Annotated in this window: 12 protein-coding genes and 1 tRNA gene; 8 read left to right on the top strand and 5 right to left on the bottom strand. The window is 47.3% G+C overall.

The features are described from left to right. Nucleotides 1–224: 224 nt before the first annotated feature. Nucleotides 225–365, bottom strand: coding sequence for a hypothetical protein (locus CEQ32_RS22955; protein ID WP_192959157.1), 141 nt, complete (start codon nt 363–365; stop codon nt 225–227). Between CEQ32_RS22955 and CEQ32_RS09595 the strand changes: the two genes are divergently transcribed. The 7 genes from CEQ32_RS09595 to gabT all read left to right on the top strand — a co-directional run bounded on the left by CEQ32_RS09595 (nt 364) and on the right by gabT (nt 8,920). Continuing rightward, a complete protein-coding gene (locus CEQ32_RS09595; protein ID WP_037415411.1) occupies nt 364–1,464 on the top strand; it encodes a polyamine ABC transporter substrate-binding protein in 1,101 nt (366 codons plus the stop codon). The two genes, CEQ32_RS22955 and CEQ32_RS09595, sit on opposite strands and share 2 nt — an antisense overlap. A gap of 160 nt (nt 1,465–1,624) precedes the next feature. Then, nucleotides 1,625–2,761, top strand: coding sequence for a polyamine ABC transporter ATP-binding protein (potA, locus tag CEQ32_RS09590; RefSeq protein WP_037428537.1), 1,137 nt, complete (start codon nt 1,625–1,627; stop codon nt 2,759–2,761). Beyond that, the gene (locus CEQ32_RS09585; RefSeq protein ID WP_037415417.1) at nt 2,758–3,663 is read left to right on the top strand and encodes an ABC transporter permease subunit; all 906 of its coding nucleotides are present in this window, start codon (nt 2,758–2,760) and stop codon (nt 3,661–3,663) included. The genes potA and CEQ32_RS09585 overlap by 4 nt, the downstream gene beginning before the upstream one ends. Beyond that, nucleotides 3,660–4,475 (top strand): ABC transporter permease subunit, encoded by an 816-nt coding sequence (locus CEQ32_RS09580; protein ID WP_037415420.1) that lies wholly within the window; start codon nt 3,660–3,662, stop codon nt 4,473–4,475. The genes CEQ32_RS09585 and CEQ32_RS09580 overlap by 4 nt, the downstream gene beginning before the upstream one ends. Before the next feature lie 311 nt (nt 4,476–4,786). Next, entirely contained in the window at nt 4,787–6,073 is a 1,287-nt protein-coding gene (locus CEQ32_RS09575; RefSeq protein ID WP_055648534.1) for an NAD(P)/FAD-dependent oxidoreductase, read from the top strand. Nucleotides 6,074–6,130: 57 nt separating this feature from the next. Beyond that, complete coding sequence (gene gabD / locus CEQ32_RS09570) at nt 6,131–7,579, top strand: NADP-dependent succinate-semialdehyde dehydrogenase (RefSeq protein ID WP_088585922.1); 1,449 nt, start codon at nt 6,131–6,133, stop codon at nt 7,577–7,579. A 63-nt stretch (nt 7,580–7,642) separates the two neighbouring features. Further along, nucleotides 7,643–8,920 carry a 4-aminobutyrate--2-oxoglutarate transaminase gene (gene gabT, locus CEQ32_RS09565; RefSeq protein ID WP_086903105.1) on the top strand — a complete coding sequence of 426 codons (1,278 nt, stop codon included), beginning with the start codon at nt 7,643–7,645 and terminating at the stop codon, nt 8,918–8,920. A 52-nt stretch (nt 8,921–8,972) separates the two neighbouring features. On the opposite strand, the gene CEQ32_RS09560 is transcribed toward gabT, so the two are convergent. From CEQ32_RS09560 to CEQ32_RS09545, 3 genes are all read right to left on the bottom strand, one after another. Further along, nucleotides 8,973–10,031, bottom strand: a complete 1,059-nt coding sequence (locus tag CEQ32_RS09560; protein ID WP_224020880.1) for an LLM class flavin-dependent oxidoreductase — start codon at nt 10,029–10,031, stop codon at nt 8,973–8,975. Nucleotides 10,032–10,399: 368 nt separating this feature from the next. Next, nucleotides 10,400–11,950: a peptide MFS transporter gene (locus CEQ32_RS09555; RefSeq protein ID WP_086903106.1), complete on the bottom strand. Its 1,551-nt coding sequence runs from the start codon at nt 11,948–11,950 to the stop codon at nt 10,400–10,402. 457 nt (nt 11,951–12,407) lie between these two features. After that, complete coding sequence (locus CEQ32_RS09545; RefSeq protein WP_001206290.1) at nt 12,408–13,616, bottom strand: IS4-like element IS10A family transposase; 1,209 nt, start codon at nt 13,614–13,616, stop codon at nt 12,408–12,410. Nucleotides 13,617–13,702: 86 nt separating this feature from the next. On the opposite strand from CEQ32_RS09545, the gene CEQ32_RS09540 reads away from it, so the two are divergent. Beyond that, entirely contained in the window at nt 13,703–15,823 is a 2,121-nt protein-coding gene (locus CEQ32_RS09540) for a methyl-accepting chemotaxis protein (protein ID WP_088585921.1), read from the top strand. A gap of 234 nt (nt 15,824–16,057) precedes the next feature. Here the strand turns inward: CEQ32_RS09540 and CEQ32_RS09535 are convergent. Further along, nucleotides 16,058–16,134 (bottom strand) — tRNA-Ile (locus CEQ32_RS09535). Between the last annotated feature and the right edge of the window lie 56 nt (nt 16,135–16,190).

Here is a 16,190-nt window from a genome sequence, read left to right as displayed (position 1 = left end):
GTTGAACCTGTAAGTTTGGTTTTAACTGGCTGTTAGTTAATAACTTTGTAAGATGGTTGCAGCGGTTTCCCTAGGGGCTTGAGGCATTTGCCTTAATATTGCAAGATGTATGGTGTTACGATAACTAGTCTATTTTTATGCTTGTTAATGCAAATATAGATATAGATAAATTTGGCATGAAATCTGATAATCCCATTCATTGCAGCGACCTAGAGATGAAGGCATTATGGTGCTGTAGAGACTGCCGATGCGGTTTTTAAGGTGTAGCATTGGTCGAGAATAACAACAATAACCGAGCAGATGGTCGGTGACACAATTTCAGAATTGTTAAAGGCAATTCTGCTACCCGAGAAAGGAGAAAGCATGAAGCTATTTAATAAGATGACGACTTTGGCGCTAGTAACCGCAGGATCACTTGCCAGCGTAGCTGCTCAAGCTGAAGAAGTTGTGCGTGTATATAATTGGTCTGATTATATTGCAGAAGACACCTTAGAAAACTTCAAAAAGGAAACTGGGATTCGGGTGATTTACGATGTGTTTGATAGCAACGAAGTTGTCGAAGCTAAGTTATTATCTGGTCGCAGCGGCTATGACATCGTTGTCCCATCCAACCATTTCCTCGCTAAACAGATTAAGGCCGGTGCATTCAAGCCACTAGACCGCTCTAAACTCACCAATTTTAAAAACCTCAATGCTGACCTGATGAAGCTGTTAGAGAAGGCCGATCCAGGTAATCAATATGCAGTCCCTTATCTGTGGGGAACGAATGGTATTGGTTACAACATCAATAAAGTGAAAGCGGCTGTGGGTGAAGATGCACCATTAAATTCTATGGAGCTGATCTTTAACCCAAAATATGCTGAAAAAATCTCTAAATGTGGCTTTGCCATGTTAGATTCGGCCGATGATATGGTGCCACAGGCGATGATTTATCTTGGGCTCGATCCTAACAGTACTAAGGCCGAAGATTACGAAAAAGCCGGTGAGTTACTCGAAAAGATTCGTCCCTATGTGACGTATTTCCATTCATCACGTTATATCTCTGATCTCGCCAATGGTGATATTTGCGTGGCTTATGGTTTCTCTGGTGATGTGTTCCAAGCTGCTGCCCGCGCCGATGAAGCGGGTAATGGCAATAAGATTGGTTACTCTATTCCTAAAGAAGGCGCCAACCTGTGGTTTGATATGTTAGCCATCCCAGCAGACGCCACTAACGTGGAAAATGCTCACAAGCTTATCAACTACTTACTTCGCCCTGAGGTGATTGCACCTATCTCTAACTATGTGGCTTACGCAAATCCTAACGATCCTGCGCAGCCCTTAGTCGATGAAGCGATTCGCAATGACCCAGCGATTTATCCACCAAAAGAAGTGTTGGATAAATTGTATATTGGCGAAATTCGTCCATTGAAAATCCAACGTGTATTAACTCGCGTCTGGACCAAAGTGAAATCTGGCCAATAATCGACATGGGGCAAGCACAGCTTGCCCCTTTTGATAAACAAGACAATGGCAGCTCCTTTGGACATTAAGTCTGCAAGATTAAATCTCTATTCATTAATTCATTGTGTAAATCTCAAGTGTTGAATGTGTTATCACATCAATACTCGGGTGGAGAAGTACTATGGCAAGCACCTCGGGCGTCACCAATAAACCCACTACAAAGACGCAAGAAAAAGTCCTGCTTAAGATTGAGCGGGTCAGTAAGCTGTTTGATGATGTGCGTGCAGTTGACGACGTATCATTGACGATCAATAAAGGCGAAATTTTTGCCTTACTTGGAGGCTCAGGCTCGGGTAAGTCTACCTTGTTGCGTATGCTCGCGGGGTTCGAAAGACCGACTTCTGGGCGGATTTTTCTCGATGGTGAAGATATTACCGATCTACCGCCTTATGAACGTCCGATCAATATGATGTTTCAATCCTATGCGCTATTTCCCCATATGACTGTGGCACAAAATATCGCCTTTGGTTTGAAGCAAGACAAGTTACCGAAAGCTGAAATTGAGCAACGCGTACAGGAAATGCTCAAGTTGGTACATATGGAGCAATACGGGAAACGTAAACCGCATCAGCTTTCTGGTGGTCAGCGCCAACGGGTCGCCCTTGCTCGATCTTTGGCAAAACGTCCGAAATTATTATTGCTTGACGAGCCCATGGGTGCACTAGATAAGAAACTGCGTACTCAGATGCAGTTAGAAGTGGTTGAAATCCTCGAACGTGTTGGTGTGACCTGTGTGATGGTGACCCATGATCAGGAAGAGGCCATGACCATGGCGGGCCGGATCTCGATTATGAGTGATGGTTGGATAGCTCAAACTGGCTCTCCTATGGATATCTACGAGAGTCCAAATAGTCGCATGATTGCCGAATTTATCGGTTCAGTGAACCTCTTTGGCGGTGAGATTGAAGTGGATGAAGTCGACCACCTCATCATTAAACCCAATGATTTAGTACAGCCTTTCTATGTGGGTTACGGGGTAACCACCAGTGTTGAAGAAAAACACGTATGGCTCGCTGTGCGCCCTGAGAAAACCATTATCAGCCGTGAACAACCTGAAGGTGAATACAACTGGGCTAAGGGCATAGTGCATGATATTGCCTATTTAGGTGGGATCTCGGTGTACTACATTCGCCTTGAAAATGGTCAGATTGTGCAATGCAGTATGACAAACCGTGAACGTCGCGCCGACCATGCAACCTGGGATGATGAAGTGTTTATCAGTTGGGAGGACACCAGTGGCGTGGTGTTAAGATCATGAAGATAAAGTCCAAACTTAAATGGCTTAAAGGACGCTTCTGGACGATAAGTCTACCTTATACTTGGCTATTGCTGTTCTTCGCCTTGCCCTTTGCCATTGTCCTTAAAATTAGTTTCTCTACGGCGGCGATTTCAATTCCGCCCTATGAGGCGACTTTTCAATATGCAGATGATGTACTAAATATCTTCCTGCATTTGGGTAACTATTTGATGTTGCTAGATGATTCGCTGTATTACACCGCGTATCTCAGCTCATTAAAAATGGCGCTCATTTCAACCATTGGTTGTTTGATCATTGGTTATCCTATGGCCTATGCCATTGCCCGTGCGCCAGCAAGGTTGCAAACTGTGCTGTTGTTATTGGTGATGCTACCTTCTTGGACCTCGTTCTTAATCCGCGTTTATGCCTGGATGGGGATCTTAAGTAACACGGGGATTATCAATAACACATTGATGTGGTTAGGAGTCATTTCTGAGCCATTGCAAATCTTGAACACCAATATCGCCGTCTATATCGGGATTATCTATGCCTATTTGCCCTTTATGATCTTGCCGCTGTATGCGACCTTAGTGAAGTTAGATATGAGCTTGATTGAGGCAGCTTCGGATTTAGGATCAAGTCGGATTAACACTTTCTGGAAAATCACTTTTCCTTTATCCAAAAGTGGGGTGATTGCTGGATCGATGTTGGTATTTATTCCGGCAGTCGGCGAGTTTGTGATCCCTGAACTGCTCGGCGGTCCAGATTCGTTAATGATAGGTAAAGTGTTGTGGCAGGAATTCTTCAATAACCGTGATTGGCCTATGGCCTCATCACTGGCGATTGTGATGCTGGCACTACTGATTATTCCTATTACCTTATTCCATCGCTATCAAGCACGTAGTTTGGAGAAAGACCTATGAAAAAGCTGAGTTTTTCTTCTGTAATGCTGTGGTTTGGGTTGTTCTTTTTATACGCGCCTATGCTGATTCTAGTGATCTATTCTTTTAACGAATCCAAGCTTGTGACAGTGTGGGGCGGTTTTTCACCTAAGTGGTACGGCGAGCTATTTGCCGATCAGCAGATCCTCGATGCCGTATGGACCAGCCTAAGAATTGCGTTTTACAGCTCCACTATGGCGGTGATTATCGGCACTATGGCTGCCTTTGTGATGACGCGGTTTAAGCGTTCATGGGCCAAGCTCACCTTGTCAAATATGATCACAGCGCCCTTGGTTATGCCCGAGGTCATCACGGGTTTGTCATTACTGCTGCTATTTGTGCATTTGGCAGATCTTTTAGGTTGGCCGAAAGAGCGCGGCATGGTGACAGTATGGATTGCCCATTCGACCTTCTGTGCGGCCTATGTGGCTGTGGTGGTGTCTTCAAGATTGCGTGAGTTAGATATGTCAATCGAAGAGGCGGCAATGGATCTTGGTGCAACACCGCTTAAGACCTTCTTCCTGATTACTGTGCCTATGATTTCGCCGGCATTAGTGGCGGGGTGGTTGTTATCCTTTAGTCTGTCACTCGATGACTTAGTGATTGCAAGCTTTGCCTCAGGCCCCGGTGCGACGACCTTACCTATGGTGGTGTTCTCCTCGGTGCGTTTGGGCGTATCGCCTAAGATCAACGCATTGGCAACACTTATCATTCTATGTGTGTCGTTAATTGCCTTCCTGTCGTGGTATATGGCAAGACGCGCCGAAAAACGTGAACGGATGCCGCTTAACTAACGTGTACTAACATGCACAAATGAGGATTCCAGTGCTGAGATTCAAGAGAGAGTGAGCAAGCACTGAGTCGAAATCTCGAGTGAAAAAGGATGGCCTTAATACCAAAGGCCATCCTTCTCTCTTCCCGCCAAGTCTTCTTATCTGTACCTCTACACTCAATTTTCAAATCTGTTTAAGACATAAAGGACACCTTGTTTGAAATATCAAACATTGTGTAAATTATTGTGCTTTTATGGCTAGTGTTTCCCGATTTGAAGGTGTAGGATGTGATAGTTGTTTAAAATAATGAACATAAAAATCAAGGGAACATCATGTCAGCCATACCTCACACTGGATCATATTATGCGGCATCGGCCAACGATAAGGTTGAGCGCGCGCGTTTACAGGAATCGATTGAAGCCGATGTTTGTGTGATTGGTGCGGGGTATACAGGCCTGTCTGCCGCACTGCATTTACTCGAATCGGGTTTTAGTGTGGTGGTGCTCGAAGCGGCGCGAATTGGTTGGGGAGCCTCGGGGCGTAATGGCGGACAAATCGTCAACAGCTATAGCCGTGACATTGATACCATTGAAAAAACCGTTGGCAAAGAACAAGCCAAGCTCTTTGGTCAAATGGCCTTCGAGGGCGGACGCATCATCCGTGAACGTATCGCTAAGTACAACATTGACTGCGATCTCAAAGATGGCGGCGTATTTGCGGCGATGAACGAAAAGCAGATGGGACATTTACGCCATCAAAAGCAGTTATGGGAAAGCCATGGTCATGTTGGCAAGCTTGAGATGCTCGATGCAAACGGCATTCGAACTGTGGTAAATACTGAGCGCTATGTCGGCGGTATGTTGGACAAGAGCGGCGGCCATATTCACCCGCTGAATTTAGCCTTGGGTGAAGCCCGTGCAGTAGAATCCCTCGGCGGCAAGATTTTTGAAGACTCAGCGGTGCTGCGGGTCGATGAAGGCGATAGTCCTGTCGTACACACCGCTAAGGGCAGTGTAAAAGCCAAGTTTGTGGTGGTGGCAGGTAACGCTTACCTCGGTAAACTTATGCCAGAATTACAAGCCAAGTCTATGCCTTGCGGTACACAAGTGATCACCACAGAGCCCTTGGATGAAGAGCTGGCTGCAAGTCTGTTGCCCCAAGACTACTGCGTCGAAGATTGTAACTATCTGCTTGATTATTTTAGGCTGTCTGGCGACAAGCGCCTGATCTACGGTGGTGGTGTAGTGTATGGTGCCCGCGATCCTGCGGATATTGAATCCCTGATTATCCCGAATATGCTCAAAACCTTCCCACAGTTAAAAGGAGTTAAGGTTGATTATGCTTGGACGGGTAACTTTTTATTGACCTTATCGCGTCTACCACAGGTCGGTCGTATTGGTAAAAATATCTATTACTCACAGGGTTGTAGCGGCCATGGCGTTACTTATACCCACTTGGCAGGCAAGTTAATTGCCGAAATGCTCAATGGTCAAGCCAAGCGTTTCGATGCTTTTGCGGCGCTGCCCCATTATCCCTTCCCCGGCGGACACGCCTTACGTGTGCCTTTTAGTGCGTTGGGGGCATGGTATTACAGTCTAAGAGACAAATTAGGTATTTAATTTATTTGAATTTTTTATACGAGGTAAGGCATTACCTCGCAGCGAGAGGAATTTCCAGTGTTGTTAAAAGACCCGAGTCTGCTGCGTCAGCAATGTTATATCAATGGTCAGTGGTGCGATGCGCAGTCAAAAGAAACTGTCGCTATCGCCAATCCGGCGACGGGCGCGGTGATCGCCAGTGTCCCTGTGATGGGGCAAGCCGAAACTCAAGCGGCGATTGCGGCAGCCGAAGCGGCATTGCCAGCATGGAGAGCACTTACCGCAAAAGAGCGTGGTGCCAAGCTGCGTCGCTGGTTTGAATTACTCAATGAAAACAGTGATGACTTAGCGCTAATGATGACCACTGAGCAGGGCAAACCCCTTGCCGAAGCGAAGGGTGAAGTCACCTACGCCGCCTCCTTTATCGAATGGTTCGCCGAAGAGGCGAAACGCGTCTATGGCGATACGATTCCTGGGCATCAGGGCGATAAACGCATCATGGTGATCAAGCAGCCCGTGGGCGTGACTGCGGCCATTACCCCTTGGAACTTTCCTGCGGCGATGATCACCCGTAAAGCCGCGCCAGCACTGGCTGCCGGTTGTACTATGGTGGTGAAACCTGCGCCGCAAACACCTTTTACCGCATTAGCCTTAGCCGTGCTTGCCGAGCGCGCCGGGATCCCCGCTGGGGTATTCAGTGTGATCACCGGTGATGCTATCGGCATTGGTAATGAGATGTGTAGCAACCCAACTGTGCGTAAGTTGTCTTTCACTGGCTCGACCCAAGTGGGTATTAAGTTGATGGAGCAATGCGCGCCGACTCTGAAGAAATTATCTTTAGAATTAGGCGGTAATGCGCCATTTATCGTATTCGACGATGCCAATATCGATGCGGCGGTCGAAGGCGCCATGATCGCTAAGTATCGCAATGCGGGGCAAACCTGTGTCTGCGCTAACCGCATCTATGTCCAAGCGGGTGTGTATGACGAATTTGCTCGCAAGCTCAGCATTGCCGTGGGTAAATTAAAGGTCGGTGAGGGGATTACTGAAGGCGTCACTACAGGACCGCTTATCAATCGCGCGGCGGTCGAAAAAGTCCAGAGTCATCTTGAGGATGCGCTCAGTAAAGGGGCGACAGTAGTCGCGGGCGGTAAGCCCCATAGCTTAGGCGGCAACTTCTTCGAGCCCACGGTACTGACGCATGTCGATAGCAGTATGCGCGTGGCCCGTGAAGAAACCTTTGGCCCACTGGCGCCGCTGTTTAAGTTTACCGATGTGGACGATGTGATTAAGCAAGCCAATGATACCGAGTTTGGGTTAGCGGCTTATTTTTATGGCCGTGATATTTCCTTAGTGTGGAAAGTGGCCGAGGCATTGGAATACGGCATGGTAGGCGTCAACACTGGGTTGATCTCCACCGAAGTCGCGCCGTTTGGCGGAATGAAATCCTCAGGGCTCGGCCGAGAAGGCTCTAAGTACGGCATCGAAGAATATTTAGAAATCAAATATATCTGTATGTCTGTTTAAGTGACTGACGCTTGACAGGCAATGCGACTTCAGCAAGTTGGGAATGCAAGTAAGGAACACAAAATGAGCACAACTAATGATTCATTAATGGCACGTCGCCAAGCCGCTGTAGCTGGTGGAGTGGGTCAAATTCACCCAATTTTTACTGCCCGCGCTGAAAACGCGAGTGTGTGGGATGTTGAAGGTCGAGAGTTTATCGACTTTGCCGGTGGTATTGCTGTGCTCAACACTGGGCATTTACATCCTAAGGTTAAGGCGGCTGTTGCGGCGCAGCTTGAGGACTTCTCCCACACCTGTTTTATGGTGCTGGGTTATGAAAGCTATATTCAAGTCTGTGAAAAACTGAATCAGTTAGTGCCGGGGGATTTTGCCAAGAAGACAGCCTTATTTACCAGCGGCTCAGAAGCGGTTGAAAATGCAGTTAAAGTTGCTCGGGCATACACTAAGCGGGCGGGCGTGATTGCCTTTACCTCGGGTTACCATGGTCGTACTATGGCGGCACTGGCGTTAACGGGAAAGGTTGCGCCTTACAGTAAAGGTATGGGGTTAATGTCGGCTAATGTGTTCCGCGCTGAGTTTCCCTGTGCGCTACACGGCGTGTCCGATGATGATGCGATGGCGTCTATCGAACGCATCTTTAAAAATGATGCGGAGCCAAGTGATATTGCCGCAATTATTCTCGAACCTGTGCAGGGCGAAGGCGGGTTTTATGCCGCTTCGCCAGCCTTTATGCAACGTTTACGTGCACTTTGTGACCGCGAAGGCATTATGCTTATCGCCGATGAAGTGCAAACGGGGGCGGGTCGCACGGGGACCTTCTTCGCGATGGAGCAAATGGGCGTGAGCGCCGATATCACCACCTTTGCGAAATCCATTGCTGGTGGTTTCCCACTCTCAGGTATTACGGGTAAAGCTGAAGTCATGGATGCTATTGGTCCCGGTGGCCTTGGCGGCACCTACGGTGGTAACCCGCTGGCCTGTGTGGCGGCGCTTGCTGTACTTGAGGTGTTTGAAGAGAAAAAGCTGCTTGAGCGTGCCAATGCGATTGGCGAGCGGATTAAGTCGGCGTTAAATACCATGCAAGTCGAACATCCACAAATTGCCGATGTGCGTGGTCTAGGGGCGATGATCGCCATTGAATTAATGGAAGATGGCAAACCTGCACCTCAGTACTGTGCTCAAATCTTAGCCGAAGCAAGAAACCGAGGATTGATTCTCCTCTCCTGCGGCACCTACGGAAACGTGCTGCGGATTTTGGTGCCATTGACAGTGCCAGACGAGCAGCTTGGAGCGGGGCTGGGCATTCTTAAGGCCTGCTTCGATGCCGTGTTAAAAGGTTAACAGAGATAAAAAATCCCGCTTAGGCGGGATTTTTTATGGCGTGGTTTAACGCTTAATTTCCTTTAATTTCCATCAGGATTTGCAGTGCTCGCTCACGTTTGTCCTGATCATACAAATCGTTGGTAAAGATAAACTCATCGACACCTAGTTCTTTCACTATCATCTCTAAGCGGTGCTTGATTGTGGTGGGGCCACCGGTGACGGATAAGCCTAAGAAGTTATCGACATAGGTTTTTTCCTGCTCGCTCCATAGGCCATCCATGCTATGCACGGGGGGCTTTAACCAAAGCGCCTCACCACGGATCAGCGCAAGTACCCGTTGCTTGGAGGTGGTACTCAAGTATTCGGCTTTGGCATCTGTCTCGGCGGCGATAAGCGGCAGGCCAAGCATGACATAGGGCTTATCCGACACCTTAGATGGCTTAAAGTCGCGGCGGTAAATCTCAATCGCATCGTAGAGGAACCTTGGTGCAAAATGCCCTGCAAAGACATAGGGTAAGCCGCGCTGTGCCGCAAGCTGGGCGCTAAACAGGCTAGAGCCAAGTAGCCATATCGGCACATGGGTGCCTTCGCCGGGAATCGCTCTCACGGGATGATGGCCATTGTAGTCGCCGAGTAAGGTTTGTAACTCGCTCACCTCGGCGGGAAATTGCTCCGCGCGGCTCATATCGCGGTTAAGGGCGCGACTGGTGATTTGATCGCTCCCAGGGGCGCGGCCAAGCCCTAAATCGATACGGCCAGGATAAAGACTCTCGAGCGTACCAAACTGCTCGGCAACCACTAGGGGCGCATGGTTGGGCAGCATAATCCCACCCGCGCCGACGCGAATGCGTTTAGTATTCTCGGCAATATAGCCAATTAATACCGATGTCGCGGCGCTGGCGATACCGGGCATATTGTGGTGCTCGGCAAACCAGAAACGATTAAAGCCTAAGTCATCGGCCACCTTAGCGTATTGCAGGCTGGCGCGTAGCGTGTCTCCGATACTGGCGCCATAGCGAACAGGGGCAAGCTCTAACAGTGAAAAGGGAATCTCCGCCAGGGGAGATTTAGCCGCGGGCACAGCCTGCGATGGGATGACAGATGATGTTGAAGTAGATGATGTAGCCATAAATTAAGCGCCTCTTAGCGTGTGTCAGCCCTGTAGCAACGGCTTTATTTGTCTCCCACGGATGAATGTGGTGGGCGCTAAAGCGATTGTTCTGTCAGTGCTGATGGAGTCTTACCCTAGGATATGGTGACGTATCAACGATAAACAAGCTCAAGGCTTTAGCTTAACACTGAGTTAAAATTGGAACCGAACATCTTAGTTTTGCAAACAGGGGTGAAAGCCTTATCCCAAGCCGATGCATGAAAAATCAGCACAGAAAGTTCAGATTGTTTGGTGATGAGCAGTAACCTAAAGGTATAAAAAAACTGCCGCAAGCGGGGCTTGTCGGCAGTTTTTATTGCTCACATATGACTTATGTGAATGAAGGATTATTGCTCGGCTTTCACATCACGTAGTGAGGCCGCCGCGTTATCTTCAATACTGTTATGGGCGTGATGACTTTCGGTCAAACGGCGCATCAGTGGTAATACGGCTAAGGCGATAAAAGTACAAACCACGGCTGCAATACCTAATTTATTGAATAGATTGGTATAGACGGGCAGAGTTTGCAGTGGATCGACTAAGTCCTGTGGCACGCTGGCAAAGTTTGCCACAACGCCGCCCAAGTACTGGGAAATACCCGATGCCACGAAATACGCGCCCATCATAAAGCCGCCCATGCGAGCCGGTACGTAGCGGGCGATCATGGCTAAACCAAGACCACTCACCAGCAGTTCGCCGAGTGAGTAAGAGGCATAACCCCAGATCATTACCCAAGAAGAGGTTTTACCCTCAACGGCAAATTGTCCTGCAAATCCGTAGATAAAGAAGCCAATCGCGACAACCGCAAAACCTAAAGCGAACTTAGCGGCAATCGAAAAGTCTTTATTATTACGACCAGCCCATGAATAACTCCAAGCCAACACTGGGCTTAACACCATGATCCAGATTGGGTTAAGTGCTTGGAACTGTGCAGGAGACCAAGTCCATAAATGGGTACCAAAGACTTGGAAATCCCAATCGACGTTACGCAGCGCAAACAGGGCCAGCGAAGTCGACATTTGTTGATAGAAGATAAAGAAGAAGACGGTTTGCACTGTGAGGATAAGCGCTGCGATAAGGCCTGCACGCTCACTTGGCTCACTGGTACGAATTAAGTGGAAGAAAATCCCTAATACTGCCACACCCGCGGCATACACGAATACTCGGGCAACATCTTCATATTCAAGAATAATGGCCGAAGCAACAACGGAAAGTGCCGCTAATATCAATACGATCACAAGATTCTTTTTGTTGACGGGGCGAGTATCAGGCTCTGAACCATAGTTGGCGAGGCTCTTATACATCAGGGCATAGTTACCTAAGCCGACGATTAGGCCCACACAGCACACGGCAAAAGCGGCATGCCAGCCAAATTCGTTACCATATTGCGCGTTAACATAGTCCTTAATCCAAGGCGTTAACAGCATAGAGAAAGTTGAACCTACGTTTACCGCCATGTAGTAGATGGTAAAGGCGCTATCGATTTTAGAATCGTCACCTTCGTAAATCTTACGGACTAAGTTACCGGCATTGGGTTTAAATAGGCCGTTACCGACCACAATCACCCCAAGAGCGGAGAACATAAACCAAGTGTTTTCGGTCGGCACTGTCATCAGGGCATAGCCGACAGATAAAATCCCCGCACCGAGCAACATAGTGCGTTTGGTGCCGAGAATTTTATCCCCAACCCAACCACCTATGGCTGGCGACACGTAAATCAGCGCCGCACAGGCACTCCAAACTAAGTTTGCACGGGAGTCATCAAAGCCAAGACGCTGTACCATAAAGTACACGATCAGCGCTTGCATGCCGTAATAACCAAAACGTTCCCATAATTCGATAAGTGACACAGTCATAAACGAATGTGTCTTGCTTACCTGATTGGTACCAAGAGTCATAAAGCTTGCTTCCGTTATTGTTGTTTTGTGTTTAAGGCCAAGAGTATAAGGCGATAGCCTGCGCAAACCAATGCCACAACGCCAAAGAATAGACTTTGTTACAAATGAAATGGGTGTTTTTAATCTGGAATTAATTTTTGTAAAAAAGTGTGGCTCGCTAATCTTTGTGGTTTGTGAGTTTGGTCATATTTGCGTTCATCGATTTGGGATAAATATCAAATTGCCACCTATTGGGATAAAGGTCGCAATTGGCCCTAAATCTGTCGGTGAAAAGTTTTACTTATAGTTAACAATTCACTATCTTAAAGACTGGTAATCCCGACGCAGAGTGCTATTTTTTAAATTAGTCAGCAAAAATAAAAATGAACTAGATCAAAATAATTAGGCTCTTGACCTTATATTTGGAGTTTACTCGATGAAGCATTTGTCCATCAGTACTAAGTTCTGAAGGATCCCCTCATAAATCAGCCATAGCATAGCCATATTTGAGCAACTGATTGGCGAATAATACCCAGGCCGCCAGCAATTCTTTCTCCGTGATTTGATAATCAGGCCGCCTGAGTACCTCCAATCCCAAGCGAATCGTTGAGAGTACCGTTCGATGCCCAATGGTATTGGCCTGAAAATGCTTATCCCAGCCCTGTTGCTGTGCGTGTAAACCAACTAGCCACAACAGGCATTGAACCATCAACGCTATCAGTAGGATGATGTCGAATCGCTCTGGACTGTTGGTACGACTTTGGCGTAAGCCAAAGCCGTATGCCGGGCTTTTGAGGTCACGAAAGGTTTCCTCTATTTGCATACGTTTGGCGTACAGGTTTACCAGCTGCTTTGGGCTCCGAGATTCTGGTGGTAAATTGCTGGCTAACACCCAAGGCTCTTTCGCCGATGTTGAGTACGTTTTTGCCGATGGATGGTGGCAATTAGTCCTCGTTGAACGCTGATTTGTACGCCCCTTAGGTTTGCTACGATAAAGCGTGAGATGGCAATTGATAGGGTTAGTTTTGGTCAAGGTCTTACAACCCAGGCTCTTCGCTTGACCGTTGGCCAAGTCATGTGTACTGCGAACTGCACGCCAATTTTCAGCGCCAATATCTGCAAATTGAACTGTACCGCGAATACGGCTTAGCCAAAACCAACCATGCGCCTCAACCTCTTTGTACCAAGGCACTTTGAACCCCGCGTCAGTCACGATGAGAGGGGTAACATGCAAAGGTAAAATCTTGGCTAAGTCCGCTAAAAAACCGTTGTGGGAGGCCTTAGAGCATTGTTCTGATAGGGGATAGGACTTCTCATACAGGGTAATAGAGCGGCCATTGAAGGCTATTGAGGCGCGCAGAGCCATGATGCGTTTATGCTCTCGGATGTCTGACCAATCGACGAGCACAATCGGCATAGGGTTACCAGAACAGATGAGGCTGGCATGCCATTGGTAGACAGCTAACCGTTCTTGATGCAGATGCGTGTTGCCGAGCAAACGATCAATGCGCTTGATGTTGTGCTTGGTTCGGGCCGTGGTTGGTAAATTTCGACCTAACTCAGTCAAGGTCAGTGTCTTACATTCAATCAGTGCCTTAGAGGCCAGCATCAAGCTGTTTAATCGTTTTAGGTGAAGTTCTGGGCAGTATTGGTGTAAAGAATGTTGTAGGATATTGGCTTCGCGCATCTTGTTGTCCAAGTGTAGTTTTTGGCGAAACCATTTGATCATGCAACAAGATGCGCTTCCACCCTAATTTGATGATTTATTTGTAAATCATCAGGGGATTCTTCAGTACTAAGTTGTTGTGGATCACTTCCGCCTTATTTCTCTCAATAGTGGCTATTCTCTCCATCAGTCTATGGTGGACCCTCTCGGATCAAAATGCTGAACTTTCCTATCAGGTTCAAGAAACATTGCAAAAGGAGACTCACGATAAGCTTGAAGCGCGAGCGGGCGAATATGGCGAAATGGTCGCAGGTTTTATCAACGAAGCTTACCGGATCCCTTATTCCTTTTCAGGCATACTTGAAAGCACGTCAGAAGAATTGCCACTCAAGCGTGATCGTTTAGAACTCGCTGTGGCTGCGGTGTTAAAGAAAAATACGCAAATCTCGTCAATGTATGCCCAGCTCGAAGCTAATGGGTATGATGGACTCGACAGTGAATTTTTAAATGTTAATGTCAGCCATAGTGTTGCTTCATCTGGGGCATTGGAGGTGTATTACACTCGCAATGATGATGGTACAGTTGAACATAACCAAGTTGATGATTCATCAGAAAAATATAAAACAACTCTCAACGAATTTGGTATACGAGATGCTGAATGGTTTTTATGTGCAAAGGAGACCTTAATGCCTTGTTTAATGGAACCTTATCTCTACGAAATCACCCCTGGCAATACAGCGTTAATGACGTCGTTAACGGTTCCTGTACTTAAGCATAAACAATTTATTGGTGTGGTTGGGGTGGATCTCAACCTACCAGTATTCCAAGTGTTAATTGATAAACTGTCTAAAAGCCTTTATGACGGCCAAGCTAAAGTGACTTTGCTCAGTACCCGTGGTTTAGTGGTTGCCGCAAGCCACTACAGTAAAAAGGCGCGTCCGTTGGCCGAGTCTATTGACCCCAAATTGGCAATACAAATTGTTGGATTGCATAAAAATGGCGGTTACATGGCAAATGACGATGAAATTATCGTCGCCTATCCGATTAATATTCCCCTTGCCAACGCAGAGTGGTCACTTGCGATTCAAGTCCCTAAATCAATGGCACTCAAGAGTTCGATTCAACTAAATGAAAAAATGGACGAAATGGCAACATCACTTGGCAGCATCTTATTGATTGTTGGCCTAGCGGTTTCCATTTTAGCGGTTGTTACCATCAGCATAGTGATCCGCAGCGTGATTGCACCGCTCAAAGTCATTCAGGGACGCGTTGAAAATTTAGCCAGTGCCGATGGCGATTTAACTCAATCGATTGAAGTCGATTCACACGCAGAACTTATCGCTCTGGGTAAAGGATTTAATTCCTTTATCAATAAACTTAAGGATTTAATCTCCGAGCTTAAAGCGTTGGCAGGGCGGACACAGGAGGAAAGTTTATCCTCTGCAAAAATTGCAGAATTAACCCGCGATAGCGTACATCGTCAATATGGTGAGATTGAGAGTGTTGTTACTGCGGTTAATGAAATGAGTGCTACAGCCCTTGAGGTTGCCAAAGCTTCTGAACAAACCGCTGCCGAAACGGAGGCTATGTCACGCAATGTGCGTCTCAGTGAAGAGAGTCTGACTAAAGCAATGGATTATGTGACTACTATGTCGCAAGAGTCTATGCAGGCTAAAGTCGCCGTCAGTAAAGTGGCTGAAAGTAGCACTAATATTAGCCGAATCCTCGAAGTGATTAGCTCGATTGCCGCGCAAACAAACTTACTCGCCTTAAATGCGGCTATTGAGGCTGCTCGCGCAGGTGAGCAAGGACGGGGTTTTGCGGTGGTGGCCGATGAAGTAAGGGCACTTGCCTCCAAAACCCAAAGCTCCACCGATGATATTAGCGTGCTGATTGATGCGCTCCAAAAAGAGGTTCTTAGTGCATCGGGGATTATTGATAAAGGTGCTGAGCGTGCACAAATGGCCGTTTCGCAAACGGAGCAAGCACTTACCTCCCTTAATTCTATGGTTAGCCAGATTGAGGAGATTTCAGCGCAAGTGACCCATATTGCTGCGGCGGCAGAGGAGCAAAGTGCCGTTACTGAAGAGGTTAATCGAAATATTACTGGCATATCCGACTCAGCCTCTGAACTCGCTCGTCTTGCAGGCGAAGCACAGCAAAGCAGCGTCGTTCTCGCCGAGCTGGTGAAACAACAACATCAGCAATTAGGTAAGTTAAAAACCTAACCAGATGGTCAGCCTCCTGCTATTTAAGGTCTGACAGGTTTTCTAACCTTATCAAGGCGCTAACGTGGTTATCAGTTAGCGCCTTTGTTTTTGCTTTAATTGGGCCATTACCTAAAGGGGAAATCGAAATCGCGTTTGAGTTAGTTATCGGGAATGAGTCGCGTTGGTATGAGTGTCGACAGATTGCAGAAACAAAAAAGCCCATTATTAAATGGGCTTTTTTGTTGAATTTGGTGGTGGCCCCTCACGGACTTGAACCGTGGACCTAACGATTATGAGTCGTGTGCTCTAACCAACTGAGCTAAGGGGCCTACTAAAGGCAATCGTCATCACCTAAAGCGAGTGGCAGTATACTAAGCTTGTTTGC

It is taken from the genome of Shewanella sp. FDAARGOS_354 (assembly GCF_002209245.2).
Classification (GTDB): domain Bacteria; phylum Pseudomonadota; class Gammaproteobacteria; order Enterobacterales; family Shewanellaceae; genus Shewanella; species Shewanella xiamenensis.
Note: the sequence above shows the minus strand (reverse complement) of the source record. Positions and strands in the feature narration are given on the sequence as shown.